At 73.4% G+C, this 15,177-nt stretch carries 15 protein-coding genes; 9 read left to right on the top strand and 6 right to left on the bottom strand.

Annotated elements, in window-relative coordinates:
- Positions 1 to 5 precede the first annotated feature (5 nt).
- From ACU4ZT_RS03335 to ACU4ZT_RS03310, 6 genes are all read left to right on the top strand, one after another.
- Positions 6 to 728, top strand: coding sequence for a TetR/AcrR family transcriptional regulator (locus tag ACU4ZT_RS03335; RefSeq protein WP_445337897.1), 723 nt, complete (start codon positions 6 to 8; stop codon positions 726 to 728).
- The gene (locus ACU4ZT_RS03330) at positions 725 to 1,426 is read left to right on the top strand and encodes a hypothetical protein (protein WP_445337895.1); all 702 of its coding nucleotides are present in this window, start codon (positions 725 to 727) and stop codon (positions 1,424 to 1,426) included. Before ACU4ZT_RS03335 ends, ACU4ZT_RS03330 begins: the two co-directional genes overlap by 4 nt.
- Complete coding sequence (locus ACU4ZT_RS03325; protein ID WP_445337893.1) at positions 1,423 to 3,528, top strand: YhgE/Pip family protein; 2,106 nt, start codon at positions 1,423 to 1,425, stop codon at positions 3,526 to 3,528. Before ACU4ZT_RS03330 ends, ACU4ZT_RS03325 begins: the two co-directional genes overlap by 4 nt.
- Positions 3,529 to 3,590: 62 nt before the next feature.
- A complete protein-coding gene (locus ACU4ZT_RS03320; protein ID WP_445337892.1) occupies positions 3,591 to 4,628 on the top strand; it encodes a hypothetical protein in 1,038 nt (345 codons plus the stop codon).
- A gap of 103 nt (positions 4,629 to 4,731) precedes the next feature.
- Positions 4,732 to 5,757, top strand: coding sequence for a hypothetical protein (locus tag ACU4ZT_RS03315; RefSeq protein ID WP_414748365.1), 1,026 nt, complete (start codon positions 4,732 to 4,734; stop codon positions 5,755 to 5,757).
- Positions 5,758 to 5,903: 146 nt separating this feature from the next.
- A complete protein-coding gene (locus ACU4ZT_RS03310) occupies positions 5,904 to 7,445 on the top strand; it encodes a glycoside hydrolase family 28 protein (RefSeq protein ID WP_270980102.1) in 1,542 nt (513 codons plus the stop codon).
- 47 nt (positions 7,446 to 7,492) lie between these two features.
- Here the strand turns inward: ACU4ZT_RS03310 and ACU4ZT_RS03305 are convergent, their stop codons facing one another.
- Positions 7,493 to 8,113 carry an HD domain-containing protein gene (locus tag ACU4ZT_RS03305; protein ID WP_414748367.1) on the bottom strand — a complete coding sequence of 207 codons (621 nt, stop codon included), beginning with the start codon at positions 8,111 to 8,113 and terminating at the stop codon, positions 7,493 to 7,495.
- A gap of 21 nt (positions 8,114 to 8,134) precedes the next feature.
- Here ACU4ZT_RS03305 and ACU4ZT_RS03300 point away from each other — a divergent pair, with 21 nt between their 5' ends.
- Together ACU4ZT_RS03300 and ACU4ZT_RS03295 are read left to right on the top strand one after the other, a co-directional pair.
- Positions 8,135 to 8,515: a VOC family protein gene (locus tag ACU4ZT_RS03300; protein WP_445337889.1), complete on the top strand. Its 381-nt coding sequence runs from the start codon at positions 8,135 to 8,137 to the stop codon at positions 8,513 to 8,515.
- A 65-nt stretch (positions 8,516 to 8,580) separates the two neighbouring features.
- On the top strand, positions 8,581 to 10,506 hold the full coding sequence (locus ACU4ZT_RS03295) for a LamG-like jellyroll fold domain-containing protein (protein WP_445337887.1): 1,926 nt from the start codon (positions 8,581 to 8,583) through the stop codon (positions 10,504 to 10,506).
- A 77-nt stretch (positions 10,507 to 10,583) separates the two neighbouring features.
- Here ACU4ZT_RS03295 and ACU4ZT_RS03290 read toward each other — a convergent pair whose 3' ends face one another.
- From ACU4ZT_RS03290 to fdxA, 3 genes are all read right to left on the bottom strand, one after another.
- On the bottom strand, positions 10,584 to 11,753 hold the full coding sequence (locus ACU4ZT_RS03290) for an ATP-binding protein (protein WP_445337885.1): 1,170 nt from the start codon (positions 11,751 to 11,753) through the stop codon (positions 10,584 to 10,586).
- Positions 11,754 to 11,953: 200 nt separating this feature from the next.
- The gene (locus ACU4ZT_RS03285) at positions 11,954 to 12,448 is read right to left on the bottom strand and encodes a flavin reductase family protein (RefSeq protein ID WP_445337883.1); all 495 of its coding nucleotides are present in this window, start codon (positions 12,446 to 12,448) and stop codon (positions 11,954 to 11,956) included.
- Complete coding sequence (fdxA, locus tag ACU4ZT_RS03280; protein WP_063072334.1) at positions 12,445 to 12,771, bottom strand: ferredoxin; 327 nt, start codon at positions 12,769 to 12,771, stop codon at positions 12,445 to 12,447. The genes ACU4ZT_RS03285 and fdxA overlap by 4 nt, the downstream gene beginning before the upstream one ends.
- Positions 12,772 to 12,877: 106 nt before the next feature.
- On the opposite strand from fdxA, the gene soxR reads away from it, so the two are divergent.
- Positions 12,878 to 13,378, top strand: coding sequence for a redox-sensitive transcriptional activator SoxR (gene soxR / locus ACU4ZT_RS03275; protein WP_414748372.1), 501 nt, complete (start codon positions 12,878 to 12,880; stop codon positions 13,376 to 13,378).
- A gap of 9 nt (positions 13,379 to 13,387) precedes the next feature.
- On the opposite strand, the gene ACU4ZT_RS03270 is transcribed toward soxR, so the two are convergent.
- A complete protein-coding gene (locus tag ACU4ZT_RS03270; RefSeq protein ID WP_414748373.1) occupies positions 13,388 to 13,945 on the bottom strand; it encodes a hypothetical protein in 558 nt (185 codons plus the stop codon).
- Between the two features lie 9 nt (positions 13,946 to 13,954).
- Positions 13,955 to 15,103, bottom strand: a complete 1,149-nt coding sequence (locus ACU4ZT_RS03265; protein ID WP_063072336.1) for a zinc-dependent alcohol dehydrogenase — start codon at positions 15,101 to 15,103, stop codon at positions 13,955 to 13,957.
- Between the last annotated feature and the right edge of the window lie 74 nt (positions 15,104 to 15,177).

The raw sequence follows: 15,177 nt of genomic DNA, 5'->3' as shown, positions 1-15,177 counted from the left end.
GTCGCATGACCTCCCTCGCCTCCGCCCGCGCGCCCCGCAAGGACGCCGCGACGAACCGCCAGGCCCTCGTGGACGCGGCCGTCGTCGCGCTCGACCGCGACCCGGACGCCTCCCTCGAGACCATCGCCACCACCGCCGGTCTGAGCCGCCGCGCCGTCTACGGGCACTTCGCCACCCGCGACGACCTCGTCCGAGAGGTGGTGCAGCGCGGCGCCCGGCGCATCGTCGAGGCGCTGGCCGGCATCACGCACGACGACAGCCGGATCCACGTCGCCCTCATCGGCGCGCGCCTCTGGGCCGAGGTCGAGCAGGTGCGCGTGATGGCGCGGGTCGCCGTGCGCGGGCCGCTCGCCCGCGAGGTGGGCGGCGAGCTGGCGCCGCTGCGCGCCGAGCTGCTGCGGGTCGTCGAGCGCGGCATCGCCGCGGACGAGCTGCGCGGCGACATCCCCGCGCCGACGCTCGCGCGCCTGATCGAGGGCGGCGCGCTCGCGGTGCTCGACGAGGCGACGCGCAGCGACATCGGCCGCGCGGAGGGCCACACCCTCGTGATCCTCACCTCGCTCGCGCTGTGCGGACTCGACTGGCGGGCGGCGGGCGAGCTGATCGCCGCGACGCCCGAGCTGCGCGAGGTCGCGCCGCGCGCCGCCGAGGCGCCCGCGCCCATCGCCCCCGCAGCAGCCGCCCCCGTGCCCGTCGCCCCCGCGCCCACCGCGGGAGCCGCCTCGTGATCGTCACCCTGACCGACGCGCGCGTCGGAGACGGCCCCGCACCCGCCCTGCCCGCGATCTCCCTCTCCTACGGCGGCCCGGAGCCCGTGGTCGCCGTCGCCGAGACCGAGCTGCGGCCCACCGTGCTGTCGCTCGTCGCGTCCGGCCGGATGCGGATCGACGGCGGCGCGCTCGCGCTGGACGGCGACGGCACCGCCGGCACCGACGCCGGCGCCGACGCCAAGGACGTGGCCGCGCGGATCGCCGAGCGGGTCGCGCTCGTCGACACCCCGCGGATCAACGAGCCCGCCGACGACGTGTCGCTCCGCGCGGTCGTCGCCGAGGAGCTCGCCCTCGCCGGGCACCGCTCCGGCCGGCACGAGGTGGGCGTCATCCTCGACGATCAAGGCCTCGCCGACCTCGCCCGCGCCCCCTTCTCCGCGGTCCCCGCGGTCGCCCGCATCCGCCTCCTCACGACGCTCGCCGCCAGCCGCGCGGGCGTCGAGGCCGTCGTCGTCACCTCGCCCGAGCGGCACGGCGGCGCGGTCGGCGAGTGGATGCGCGTCCTCCGCGACCTCGCCCGCTCCGGCACCGGCGTCCTCGTCGTCACGAGCGAGGCCGCCGCCGAGGCGATCGCCGCGCTCCCCGCCGACGACGCGAGCGCCGCGCCCGCCACCCCCGAACCCACCCCCTCGATCGACGGAACGCAGACCCGATGAGACTCCTCCCCCTGGTGCGCGCCGAGCTGACGCGCCTCACCGCCACCACCATGTCCAAGATCGCGCTCGTCGCGCTCGTGCTGGTGCCCGTGCTCTACGGCGGCCTGTACCTCTGGGCGAACCAGGATCCGTACAGCAGCCTCGACAGGGTCCCCGCCGCGCTCGTCGTGGCCGACCAGGGCGCCACGGTCGACGGGAAGCCGGTCGACTACGGATCCGACGTCGCGAAGGACGTGCTCGACGACGCGTCCTTCGACTGGCACGAGGTCTCCTCCGCCGAGGCGCGCACCGGGCTCGAGGACGGCACGTACGACTTCACGCTGACGATCCCGTCCGGCTTCTCCGCCGCGCTGAGCTCGGCGTCGGGCACGGACCCGCAGCAGGCCCGCGTGGTCATGGCCACCGACGACGCCAACAGCTACCTCGCCACCACGATCGCGCAGCAGGCCGGCGCGCGGATCACGAAGTCGGTCGCCTCGCGCGTCGGCACCGAGGCCGCGGGCAAGCTCCTCCTCGGTCTCGCGGACGTGCGCTCCAGCCTCGGAGACGCGGCGTCCGGCGCGCAGCAGCTCGTCGACGGATCCGCGTCCGCGCGCTCCGGCGCCGATTCGCTGGCGGACGGCAACGCGAAGCTCGCGACCGGTGCCGACACGCTCTCCTCCGGCCTCGGCCAGCTCCGCACGGGGACGGCGCAGCTCCCCGCGCAGACCCAGAAGCTCGCGACGGGTGCCGACCAGGTCGCGTCGGGTGCGGCCACGCTCTCCTCCGGCGCGACCGAGCTGTCGACCGGCGCGGCGGCGCTCACGCCGGGCGCGCAGCAGACGGCGGCGGGCGCGCGCCAGGTGGCCGACGGCAACGCGCAGATCGCGACCCTCGGATCCACCGCCACCACGAGCGTGGACCAGCTCGCCGGAAGGGTGCCGGCGCTCCGGACGGCCATCCAGGACCGCATGGCCAAGGCGGGCATCCCGCAGGCCGACATCGACGCGGCCCTGGCGAAGCTCGACGTGCTGGGCACCGACATCACGGGCGCCGCCGCGAAGGCCGACGGCCTCAACACCCGGCTCCAGACCCTCGCCGCCGGCAGCGAGCAGGTCGCCCAGGGCAGCGCCCAGGTGGCCGATGGCGCGGCCAAGCTGCAGACCGGATCCGCCTCCCTCGCGACCGGCGCCGGCACGCTCGCGTCCGGCAGCTCGCAGGTCGCGACGGGCGCGGATGCGCTCGCGAAGGCCTCCCCCGCGCTCGCGTCGGGCATCGCGAAGGCCGCCGACGGCAGCGCGACCCTCGCGACCGGCGCGCACTCCGCGTCCGACGGCGCGACCTCGCTCGCGTCCGGGCTCGGCACGCTGCAGGACGGCACCGTGAAGCTGCGCGACGGCCTCGACTCCGGGCTCGACCAGATCCCCGCCTCCACCGAGGCCCAGCGCGACGCGCAGGCCGACACGATCGGCGACCCGGTCGCCCTCCGCCAGGACGCCGTGACCCAGGCCGGCGAGTACGGCGCCGGGCTCGCGCCGTTCTTCATCAGCCTCGCCGCGTGGATCGGCATCTACGCCCTGTTCCTCATCGTGAAGCCGCTGTCGCGCCGGGCGATCACGGCCCGCAAGGCGCCGCTGCGGATCACGCTCGCCGGCTGGCTGACGCCCGCGCTCCTCGGCGTCGTGCAGATGGCCGGCCTCTACGCGATCGTCGCCGGGGCGCTCGGCTTCCACATCGCCCACCCCCTCGCCATGTACGGGACGATGGTGCTCGCCTCCATCACGTTCGCGGCGATCATCCTCGCGCTCAACGTGCTGCTCGGCAGCGTCGGCCAGTTCCTCGGCCTCGTGCTCATGGTCGTGCAGCTCGTCACCGCGGGCGGCACGTTCCCCTGGCAGACCCTGCCCGGCCCGCTCGCCGCGCTGCACCACGTGCTGCCCATGAGCTTCGCGGTGGATGCCCTCCGCCAGCTCATGTACGGCGGCGACCTCGGGCACGCCGCCCAGGACGCCGGCGTGCTCGCGCTCTGGCTGGTCGCGGGACTCGCGGTGGCGCTGGCCGGCGCGATCCGCATCACGTCGCACCGCACGCTGCGCGACCTGCGGCCGTCGCTGATCGGGTGATCCGTCCGGCGCGCGCGGGGACGGTCCCCGCGCGCGCCGCGCCGCCGCCCTACCATCGGCGGGTGCCACTCGATACGCGCCCACTGACCGAGCGGGTCGATCGTCGCGCGGTGCGGGAGTACCGGCGCACCCTGCCGGAGGGCGCCATCCCGCTCCTCAGCGACACCGTGCTCGACTTCCTCCGGCTCGCCGGGTGGCCCCTCTTGTTGGTCGTGACGATGCTCCTGGGGATCGACGCCGGCAATTGGACGCGGGCGCTCCCGATCGTCGGCATCCCGCTCCTCCCCGTCCTCATCGGAGCGACGATCGCGGCGCGTGCGCTGCGCAAGCGCTCCGGGGTGCGGCAGTACCGGTTGCACCGCTTCGCGGAGGCGAACGGGCTCACCTACTGGCCCGTGTCGCGGCCACCGCGCTACCCGGGGATGGTGCTGGCGCGACCCTTCCCCTACGAGCACCGCGTCCACGACCGGTTCCTCCGTCGGGACGGACGCCCGTTCGACCTCGGCGACTACTCCTGGAAGAGGAGCAACCAGCGCATCGAGCCGACGCACCGCTGGGGATACGTGATGATCCCCCTGCCCACGCGACTCCCCCACATCGTGCTCGACTCGCGCAGCAACGACTCGCTCTGGCACCCCGGGCTGCCCGACGCTCTGGACCGTGACCAGCGCGTCTCCCTCGAGGGTGACTTCGATCGCCACTTCACCCTCTACTGCCCGCGCGGCTACGAGCGGGACGCGCTGTACCTCTTCACGCCGGACGTCATGGCGCGCTTCATCGACACCGCGTCCGGGCTCGACGTGGAGATCATCGACGAGTACCTGCTGATGTACTCCCCCGGCGGCCTCGTCACCACGGATCCCGCCGCATGGGAGGCGCTCATGGTCACCGTGGACGCGGTGCAGGAGAAAGTGGCGCGATGGAGCCGTTGGCGCGATGCGACCCCGGCCGAGGAGACGGCCGCCGCGGGCGTCGCGAGCGGTGCGCGTCACTCACCTCGCCATGTGGCGACGCGGGGGCGCCTCACGACGCACCTGCACTGGTGGCAGATCGCGATCATCGCGATCGCCATCATCGTCGTCGTCCTGCGCCTCACGTAGGGCTCGCCTCCCCCATGGGCGCGATCCTGAGATGCCGGGTGCGGGGCGCGTGCAGCCGGGACACCTCGATCGGCGACAGGCCCCACCGCCCTACCATCATCGGATGCGACTCGACACGCGGCCCCTGACCGCCCGCGTCGACAGGCAGGCTCGCGAGCAGCTCCGGCGGCGGTACCCCGAGAGGAAGCGCCTGCCCGACCTGCGCAGCCTCTACTACGCCGTGCTCCCGGTGCTGTGGATCGCGTCGGTCATGTCGATCACCGCAAGCGAGGGGTCCCACGCGAAGGCCCCGCCGGCGTGGATCCTCGGGTCGCTCTTCATCGGCCTGCACCTGAAGCGCGTGCTGCCCTTCTTCCGCACCTCGGACCGGCGCCGCTGCCGGCTCAAGGGCTTCGCCGACGCGAACGGCTTCTGGTACGACATCACCCGGCACAGCCCGGACTACCCGGGCATGATCTTCGCGCGCTCGTCCTGGGGCGAGTCGGAGATCCGCGACCGGTTCGAGCGGCGCTCGGGCCCGACCCTCGACATCGGCGACCACCAGCGGCGGAAGCTGCCGTTCCTCGCCGCCCGCGTGCACCGCTGGGGGTACGTGATGATGCGCCTCCCGGTGCCGCTGCCCCACATCGTGCTCGACTCCCGCCGCAACAACTCGCTGTTCCACTCCGATCTGCCGGAGGCGGTGGGCCGGCATCAGCGGGTCTCCCTGGAGGGCGACTTCGACCGCCACTTCACGCTCTACTGCCCGGTCGGCGCGGAACGGGACGCGCTCTACCTCTTCACCCCCGACGTGATGGCCCGCTTCATCGACACGGCCGCGGGGCTCGATGTCGAGATCGTCGACGACCACCTCTTCCTGTACTCCCCCGGCGGGATCATCACGACCGACCCGGCGGCCTGGGAGCGCCTGATGGAGACGGTCGAGGCCGTGGAGGAGAAGGTCGCCCGCTGGGGACGCTGGCGCGGGTCGCCGATGCGCGAGACCGCGGACGCCGAGGACGGGGTCGGGAGCCCTCGCGCGGCGATCACCGCCCCGCGCCTGCGGACGCATCCGCACGTCTGGTACCAGGCCACGTGGCTCGTGGTCATCGTCACGTGCGTGGTCTGGTTCCTGTCCGCGCCGAGGTGATGCGCGCGAGCGGTCGCCGCTCGGCCGTCGCGGATCGGGGAGAGGGCGCACGGCGGGTCGCGTGGCGCCCCTACTCTTCCCGCGACCCGCACATCCGGGAGGACGCACGCCGTGCGCCGAGCGGGTCTGCCCTCGAGAGGAACCACGTGCCATCACGCACCGCTGCCCGCACACTCACCCTCACCGCCGTCGTGGCCGGCACGCTCGCGGCGGTGACGCTCGCCGGGCCCGCCGCCCTGGCCGCCCATCCGAAGGCCGCCCATCCGCCCGCTGCCGCGACCTCGCGGGCCGCGGCCGTCGGCGGGACGGGCGACCGCCGCACCGTCACCGAGCCCGTCGACCCGGCCACCACGTGCGCCACCGTCAGCGCGCAGCTCGACATGCCGGACCGCTCCGCATCCGCCGCCGACGAGGCGCAGGCGCCCGACACCGCCCGCATCCAGGCCGCGCTCGACTCCTGCGCCCAGTCCGGCACCGCCGTCGTGGCCGTGCGGCTGGCCTCCTCGAGCCGGGGCGCGAGCTTCCTCAGCGGGCCGCTGCAGCTCCGGCAGGGCGAGACGCTGGTGCTGGATCCCGCGGTCACGCTCTTCGGATCGCGGAACCCGGCCGACTACCAGATCCCCAAGGGACCGACCTGCGGCACCATCGGCGGATCCGGCAAGGGCTGCGCCGCGCTCATCACCGCCACCGACCCGCACTCGGGCGTCGCGTCCCGCGGCGGCCTCGACGCCCGGCGCGGCCGCATCGACGGCCGCGGGGACCACGCGATCCTCGGCGGCACGACGACCTGGTGGCAGCTCTCCGACCAGGCTCGCGCGGGCGGCTCGCAGAACGAGCCGCGGCTGATCCAGGCCACCGGCGCCGACGACTTCACGCTCCACGACATCGACCTCGTCGACGCCGCCATGTTCCACGTGTCCTTCCACGACGCCACCGGCTTCACGGCCTGGGGCGTGCGCATCCAGACGCCCGCCACCGCGCGCAACACGGACGGCATCGACCCGGCGGGCGCGACGGACGTGACCATCGCCCACTCGTACGTCTCGGACGGCGACGACGGCATCGCCATCAAGGGCGGCACGCACGCGTCGAGCCACATCAGCATCATCGACAGCCACTTCTACGGCACGCACGGCATCTCCATCGGCAGCGAGGTGACCTCCGGTGTGAGCGACGTGCTCGTCACCGGATCCACGGTCTCCGGCGCGGACGCCTACGGCACTGCGAGCCCGTCCAGCGCCGGGGTGCGCATCAAGAGCAACCCGCAGGTGGGCGGCCCGGTCACGGGCGTGACCTACCGCGACGTCTGCCTCAGCCGCACCCTGGCTCCCGTGCTGTTCGACACGCACTACGCGGGCGGCAGCGGCAGCGCGATCCCGTCGTTCAGCGGCATCGTGGTCGACGGCCTCCGCGCCGTCGACTCCCCGGCCAAGGCCGTGTCGACGCTCGCCGGGTACGACGACGCCCACCGGCTCGGCGTCTCGCTCTCCCGCGTCGCCGTGGATGCGCCCGCCGTCACGGCCGCCTTCGCGGACATCGCCACGGCCGGCGCGACCTTCGGCGGTTCCGCGCTCACCTCAAAGCGGGCGGACGTGCACGTCACCGCCTCGGCGAGCGCGGGCGCCGCGCCCACGTGCGCGTTCCCGGCGTTCCCGCTCCTGTCGGGCCTCGCTCCCACCGCGCCCTGACCCCGCCGGCTGGAGCGCCGGACGCGAGCCGCAGCCATCGGGTCAGCTCACGCGAGGCGCTCCAACGGGTTCTCCGCGAGCTTCCGCACGAGCCCGCCGTCCACGAGGCGGCGGGCGGCCGTGTCGGGCTTGCGCTCGGCCTGGTCGACGACGCAGGCGCCGAACTCCGCGGCGAGCGCTCCCCGCGGGTGCGCCGCGAGCACCTCGCCGAGGAACCCCTCGGGCAGCGCGTCGGGCCGGGCGCCGGAGATGTCGAGGCCGGTCGCGACCTCCAGGAGGTGCCCCTCGACGTCGAGCGCCGGATCCACCTGCGGCCAGTTGTGCCGCACGATCGCGTCGAGCACGCGCTGCCGGCGCGGGGCGGGCCAGCCGGCGCCCGTGGTGAGCGCGACGGCGACGTGGCCGCCCGCGTGCTCGTAGGAGACGGTGTGGTTGTCGAACTCGGTGACCGTGCCGATGTCATGCAGCACCGCGGACACGTACAGGATCTCGTGGTCGACGCCCGTCAGCCCCTCGACCACCGCGAACGCCTCCGCGAAGAGCCACGAGCGGATCCCGTGGGCCGTGATCGCGGCGGACTGGTACGAGGTCGCGAGCTCGAGGGCACCGCGGGCGGCGCCCGTGTCGGGCACGGGGAAGTCGGCGATGCGCATGGCCCATGCTGGCATGCGGCTGGATGCGGTTCTCGCATGATCCGGCTGCAGAACGTCACCTACCTCGTCCGCGACCACGACGAGGCGCTCGCGTTCCTCGTCGACGCGCTGGGCTTCGTCGTGCGCCAGGACGAGACGGCGCCGGACGGCTGGCGCCGGGTGGTCGTGGGCCCCGAGGGACCGGGCGCGGGCCTCATCCTGGCGCTCGCCGGCGACGCCGCGCCGGTGGGGCGGCAGGCGTGCGACGACGTCGCGTCCTTCCTCGAGACCGACGACTTCGCCGCCCGGCATGCCCGGATGCTCGCCCACGGCGTCGTGTTCCGCGAGGATCCGCGCCACGAGCCGTACGGCACCGTCGCGATCTTCGAGGACCCGCACGGCGCTCCGTGGGACCTCATCCAGCCGCCGGTCGGCTGACGCGCCGCCGCACGTCCACCGCGGTGTCGCACCGCATTCACCCGTCGGCCCTACCGTCGTCCCCCGTGACCCAGGACCCGACGACGCCTCCCCGTTCCGCGCTCTCCCGACGCGGCTTCCTCCTCACGACCGGTGCCGCCGGCGCGCTCGGCGTGGCCGGGCTCGGCGGTGCGCTGCCCGCCGTGGCCGCGACCGCGTCCGACGACGCGCTCGGCGCCAGCGCCGCGAAGGCGCCCGCTCCGCAGCAGGGATCCGGCGCCCGCTGGAAGCCCGACACCGCATCGCCCCGCTTCACCATCGCCGTGCTGCCGGACACGCAGTACCTCTTCGACGGCGCATCGATCCACCCCGAGCCGCTCGAGGCGTCGCTCCGCTACGTGCTCGCCGAGCGCGACCGGCACAACATCGTCTTCCTCGCGCACCTCGGCGACGTGACGCAGAACGGCGCCGAGAAGGAGATCACGGCCGCGAGCGCGCAGTTCACGCTGCTCGACAAGGCGGGCGCCGCGTGGAGCGTGCTCGCCGGCAACCACGACGTCGTCTCCTCCACCGACGACCAGCGCGGCCGCACGCCCTACCTCGACGCGTTCGGCCCGAAGCGCTTCCGGAAGTCGCCGAGCTACCGCGGATCCAGCCCCGACGGCTACAACTCGTTCCACACCTTCACGGCGGGCGGCCGCGACTGGCTCGTCCTCGCGCTCGACTGGCGCACGAGCGCCCGCGGCGTCGAGTGGGCGCGCGGCGTGCTGGCGGCGCACCCGACGCTGCCGGTGATCCTCACGGCGCACGACATCGTCGACTCGAAGCCCGACGGATCCGCCGTGCTCGACGCCTACGGCCAGGGCCTCTGGGACTCGTTCATCTCGCAGCACGACCAGATCTTCCTCACGCTGAACGGCCACTACTGGAAGCCCGGCCGCACCACGCTGAAGAACCGCGCGGGCCACGACGTGCACCTGCACCTCGTGAACTACCAGGACCGCTACTACGGCGGCGCCGCGATGATCCGCCTGTACCACGTGGACCTCGAGCGGGACGCGATCGACGTCGAGACCCTCTCGCCTTTCCTCCTGGGCGGCGGGCTCGGCACCGGCAACGAGCTCGCGGACGAGGAGGCGCAGCTCTCCGGCGACGTCGACCGGTTCACCGTGTCGGTGGACTTCGAGCAGCGCTTCGCCGGATTCGCGCCCGCCCCCGCGCGCGCCGCCCGGCCCGCCGCGCAGATGCTCGTGCCGGGCACGGTCGCGTACTGGCGCTTCGACGGGCACACCGACGGATCCGCGCTCGGTACCACCACCCGCATCGCGGACGCGTCCGGCCACGGCAACGACCTCGTGGTCGCGAACCGCGCGGGCGCGGCGCCCGGATCCCTCCGCTTCTCGTCCGCGCACCACGACGACCAGCCCGGCTTCGGCAGCCTCACGCTCACGGGCGGCAAGAAGACGGGCGACTTCCTGCGCACCGTGCCGGGCGCCCCGCTGGATGCCGCGACCCTCTGCCAGGGCTACACGGTCGAGGCGTTCGTGCGCATCCCCGCGGACTTCGACGGCGACGCGGACGGCTTCAGCGCGATCCTCTCCCGCGCCGCCTCCGCGAAGGACGCGGGCAGGACGCCGGGCGACGCCGGCGACCCGGACGAGCCCGCCGCGACCCTCAGCGTCTCGGGCAGCCGCGAGATCCAGTGGTGCGTCTACCCGACGACCCAGCAGGGCTCGCTCACCAACTGGTCGCACGAGCTGCCCGCCGCGACGTGGTGGCACGTGGCGGTCGTGAACGACGGCCAGCACACGACCATGTACGTCGACGGATGCCCGGTGGTGCGGAACCCGTCCACGTCGAACCGCGGGCTGGCAGCGGCGTCGCCCGCGACCTCGTGGCTCCTCGGCGCGAACCTCTACGGCGGGAAGCTCGACCACGTGCTCCCGGCGTCGATCGGCGACGTGCGCATCGTGGAGCGCGCGCTGAAGCCGTCGGAGTTCATGATCGCGTGAGGACGGGCCGCCTGATGCCGCGGGCGGCCGCCCGAGGCCACAGCTCCGGGTGGTCGTCCTCGAGATCGGCGACGGGGTCAGACGGGCTGGCGATCGATGAACGCAGACATCCACGGCACGGTGAAGGCGATCCGCCCATGCTCGGGTGCGTAGATGATGCCCTTGTCGGTCAGGTTCTGGCGGATCTTGCTGAGGCGTTGCGTGGTCCGGTCGAGTCGGCGTGCGACGTCGGCGGTCCTGGATCCGGTGTCGCCGTCGGCGGCCATGGCGCGGAGGTATTCCTTCTCCAGGGGTGTGGCCCGGTCCCAGCGGGTGCGATAGAAGCCGTCGTCGAGGTGGCGGAGGGCGACTCCGGCGCCGTTCTGTGCGTCGTCCCGGGAGATCGGCGATGACGCGGACTCGAGCCAGGCTTCCGAGCCGTATTCCTGGAGGAAGTAGGGATACCCGCCAGTGAGCGTGACCACGAGGTCGATGGCGTCGTCGGCCCACGTGACACCTTCGTCGGCAGCGGGCACCGTGAGGGCAGCGGCGGCGGCTTCGGGTCCGAGTTCGCGGATGTGCCGGTACTGGAAGAGGCGCTCGGAGTAGGACTTGGCTTCGGCGAGCCGCGTGGGGAGGCTGGGCAGTCCGGCGAGGACGAACAGGACCGGCCACTGCCGCTGGGACGCACGGTGGGCGACGGTGCAGATGGCGACGAGCTCGTCCGCGGTGAGGTCTTGGGCCTCGTCGATCAGGATCGCGAGGCCGAGCCCCTCGTCGTGGACAGCGTCGAGGATCCCGTCGACGACGGTGGTGAGGTCGAGTTCGAGGTTGCCGGAGTCCGCGAGCTCGGCTTCGATGTCGTCGAGGGTGAGGCCGAAGGTGGTGGTGCCGTCCGTGTCCACGCGGGCGGAGAAGGAGAGGGCGGTCTTGAGCGCGCGGAGGAAGGGGCGCTTGCGGTTGCGTCGGGCGATGCGGGCGACGTGGCTCTGGAGAGCGGAGGAGAGCGCCGCGCGCATGGACGTTCCCGCGGCCGCTTCGATCTGCGCGACGACCCATCCGGTCGTCTCGGCTTCGGCAGACATCCGGCTCAGCAGGACGGTCTTGCCGACGCCGCGGAGTCCATAGAGGACGAGCGAGCGCGGCGCACGTCCGGCAGCGGCCCGTGCGACCGAGACGCGCCAGGTCTCGAGCTCGGCATCGCGGCCTACGAGTGCTGGGGGTCGGGCGCCGGCGCCGGGCGCGTAGGGGTTCGACGTGCCGTCCATGGTCGATCTCCCCTTGTCTCTCTACGTCTGTCAGATCTTGACAGACATGGGGATACATCGAGAGACCATCGCGCGCCTGTCGTCGGTCGGACACGACCGGCGGGGATCCGCTCCGCGATGCCTGCCCGAGAGACAGAGAGGCCGGGAGGCCAGCGAGGCCCGGTTCGAGGATGAGGTCGCCAGGGGCGGCCTCCGAGGGCCTAGAGCTCCGGGTGGTCGTCCTCGAGCAGGTGGAAGCGGCGGTCGCGGTAGACGAGCGGCGGGGCGGGCTCGCCGAGGATCACGTCGAGGACCTCGGCGACGACCAGCACGGATCCGCCCACAGGCACGGTCTGCAACGTGCGGCAGCGGAGGGCGGCGCGCGCGTCGGCGAGCAGCGGCTCGCCGGTCGGCAGCTCCTGGAAGCCCTGCTCCTCGGTGAACCGCGGGGATCCGGAGACGGCGAAGGAGCGCGCGAGCGCGGCGTGCTGCCCGGCGAGCAGGTGCACGACGTAGCTGTCGGCGGAGAGGATGGCGCCGGCGGATCCCGTCGCGCGCGTCACCGAGAACGAGAGCGCGGGCGGATCCACCGACAGCGACGCGACGCTCGACGCCGTGAGTCCGGACGGCCCGTCGGCGGTGCGCGCCGTGATGAGCGCGACGCCCGCCGGGTGCCCGCGGAACGCGGCCTTGAAGAGGTCGGTGTCGGCGCTCACGCCTGCTCGCCCTGGGGAGGGAGCGCGGCGATGACGGGGTGGTCCTTCGGCACGACGCCGATCTTCGTGGCGCCACCGGGCGAGCCCAGGTCGGCGAAGAACTCGACGTTCGCGGTGTAGTAGTCCGACCACTTCTCGGGCAGGTCGTCCTCGTAGTAGATGGCTTCGACGGGGCAGACGGGCTCGCAGGCGCCGCAGTCCACGCACTCGTCGGGGTGGATGTAGAGCGACCGCTCGCCCTCGTAGATGCAGTCGACGGGGCACTCGTCGATGCAGGCGCGGTCCTTCACGTCCACGCACGGGAGGGCGATCACGTAGGTCACAGGGCGTCCTCACGGGCAGGGGCCGTCGGGACGGCGGGGGTGGTGGTGCGCATGGTGTCCACGTTAGAACCTCACGTACCCTTGAGGTCAATCGGGAGGGGACGTCGTGGCGGATGCGCAGGAGCCGACGGCCGCGTCCGCGACGCCCGGCCACGCTCCCCGTCACGCCCCCGACGAGCTGCTCACGGTCGGCGAGATGAGCCGCCGCACGGGCGTCGCCGCGTCCGCCCTCCGCTTCTACGAGGACCTCGGCCTCATCGCCGCCGAGCGCACCGCGGGCAACCAGCGCCGGTACGCGCGGCACATGCTGCGGCGGGTGTCGCTGATCACGGTGGCCAAGCGCCTCGGGATCCCGCTCGCCGACGTGCAGGCCACCTTCGACGACGTGCCGCTCGACCGCCCGCCGAGCCATGCCGACTGGCAGCGCGCGTCGCGCCGCTGGAAGCGCCTGCTCGAGGAGCGCCGTCGCAGCATCGAGCGCCTGGAGCGCGAGCTCACGGGCTGCATCGGCTGCGGCTGCCTCTCGATGCGCGCCTGCGGCCTCCTCAACCCGGACGACGCGCTGGGCGACCGGGGCGCGGGGCCCGTGCGGGTGCAGGGCGGCTGAGCCGCCGCCTCAGCGCCGCTTCCGCCGCACCGCGAACAGCAGCGCGACCGCCGCGATGGGCCAGGCGCCCACGATCAGCGGGTCCATCCACGCGTGTTTCATGTCCGCCCGCCCGCGCCCGACGCGCGACGCGACCGGGTGGTGCCGGCCCTCGGTGAGGATCCCCGTCTCGGTGAGCGGGTCGTCCGGCCGACCGCTCACGAGGGATCCGAGGTGCGCACCCGCGGCGTCCACCCGGTCGCCGAGCATCAGCAGCAGCCAGTGCACGGACCGCCCCTCGCTGAAGGTCGCGTAGGCGTAGCGCTTGATCGCGCCCGAGACGCCGTGCAGAGGGGCGACCGTGCCGAAGACGGGCGGCAGCTCCGTGTGCTCGAGGGAGCGCTCGCGCGGCCGCAGCTCCTGCTGACGCTCGGGCATGTCCCAGTGCGCGCCGGAGACGAGGTCGGTGCGCTCCCGCGGGAAGGCGGGACGGTCGGCGGGGTCGAGGTCGGCGCCCCAGCCCGGGATCCGGGCCCGGAGCGCGTCGGCGTCTACGGGTCGGTGGTGGTCGCTCGCGCGGTACGGCATGGCTGGCTCCTACTCCTCGTCGAACGTGATGACGGTCTTGACGCAGTCGTCGAGCTTCGCGGAGAACGTGTGGTATCCCTCCGCAATGTGCTCGAGCGGGATCCGGTGCGTGATGATGTCGCGCGGCGAGAAGTGCCCCGCCCGGATGTGCTCGATGAGCCTGGGCCACTGCCGCTTCACGGGCGCCTGGTTCATCCGCATCGTGATGCCCTTGTTCACGGCGTCGCCGAACTTGATCGCCGCGGGCACCGGCCCATAGGCGCCCATCACGCTCACGGTGCCGCCCTTGCGCACGCCGTCGATCGCCCAGTTGAGCGCCACCGGGGAACCGCCCTGCACCTTGATCTTCGTGCCCGTGATCTGGTGCAGCGCGTGCCCGTCCGCCTCCGCGCCCACCGCGTCGATGACGACGTCGGCGCCGAGCCCGTCGGTCATCCGCTTGAGCGCGAGCACGGTGTCCTTCACCGCCGAGAAGTCGAGCGTCTCCGCGTGCGCGAAGGTCTCGGCCATGCGCAACCGATAGTCGAGCTGGTCGACCACGATCACGCGGCCGGCGCCCATGAACCAGGCCGAGCGCGCGGCGTAGAGGCCGACGGGTCCGGCGCCGAGCACCGCGACCGTGTCGCCCTCCGCGATGTCGCCGAGCTGCGCGCCGAAGTAGCCGGTGCTCAGGGCGTCGGTCATCACGAGGGCGTCCTCCTCGTGGATGTCGTCGGGGATCACCATGGGGCCGACGTCCGCGAACGGAACGCGCACGTACTCCGCCTGGCCGCCGTCGTATCCGCCGGTGGTGTGCGAGTAGCCGTAGATGCCGCCGACCGCCGTGGCGTTCGGGTTCACGTTGTGGCAGTTCGAGTACAGGCCGCGGGCGCAGAAGAAGCAGGATCCGCAGTAGATGTTGAACGGCACCATCACCCGGTCGCCCACGGACAGGCTCTCGACCGACGAGCCGACCTCGTGCACGACGCCGATGAACTCGTGGCCGAACGTGGTGCCGACCCGCGTGTCCGGCAGGAGGCCGTGGTACAGGTGCAGGTCGGATCCGCAGATCGCCGCCCGGGTCACCCGCACGATCGCGTCGTTCGGATGCTCGATGCGGGGGATGTCCTTCTCCTCCACGCGGATCCGGTAGGGCCCTCGGTAGACCATCGCTCGCATGTCGCTCCCTCCGTCGGTGCGTCGAGCCGACTCCGCGTCGATGCCGTCGCCTACCCCCTTGACATGGGGGGGCG

Source organism: Clavibacter davisi, assembly GCF_052751415.1.
Note: the sequence above shows the minus strand (reverse complement) of the source record. Positions and strands in the feature narration are given on the sequence as shown.

Excerpts from the sequence above, each read along its gene's own strand:
- ACU4ZT_RS03335 (WP_445337897.1), top strand. The coding sequence starts at position 6 with ATGACCTCCCTCGCCTCCGCCCGCGCGCCCCGCAAGGACGCCGCGACG.
- ACU4ZT_RS03325 (WP_445337893.1), top strand. The coding sequence starts at position 1,423 with ATGAGACTCCTCCCCCTGGTGCGCGCCGAGCTGACGCGCCTCACCGCC.
- ACU4ZT_RS03315 (WP_414748365.1), top strand. The coding sequence starts at position 4,732 with ATGCGACTCGACACGCGGCCCCTGACCGCCCGCGTCGACAGGCAGGCT.
- ACU4ZT_RS03305 (WP_414748367.1), bottom strand. The coding sequence starts at position 8,113 with ATGCCAGCATGGGCCATGCGCATCGCCGACTTCCCCGTGCCCGACACG.
- ACU4ZT_RS03300 (WP_445337889.1), top strand. The coding sequence starts at position 8,135 with ATGATCCGGCTGCAGAACGTCACCTACCTCGTCCGCGACCACGACGAG.
- ACU4ZT_RS03290 (WP_445337885.1), bottom strand. The coding sequence starts at position 11,753 with ATGGACGGCACGTCGAACCCCTACGCGCCCGGCGCCGGCGCCCGACCC.
- ACU4ZT_RS03270 (WP_414748373.1), bottom strand. The coding sequence starts at position 13,945 with ATGCCGTACCGCGCGAGCGACCACCACCGACCCGTAGACGCCGACGCG.
- ACU4ZT_RS03265 (WP_063072336.1), bottom strand. The coding sequence starts at position 15,103 with ATGCGAGCGATGGTCTACCGAGGGCCCTACCGGATCCGCGTGGAGGAG.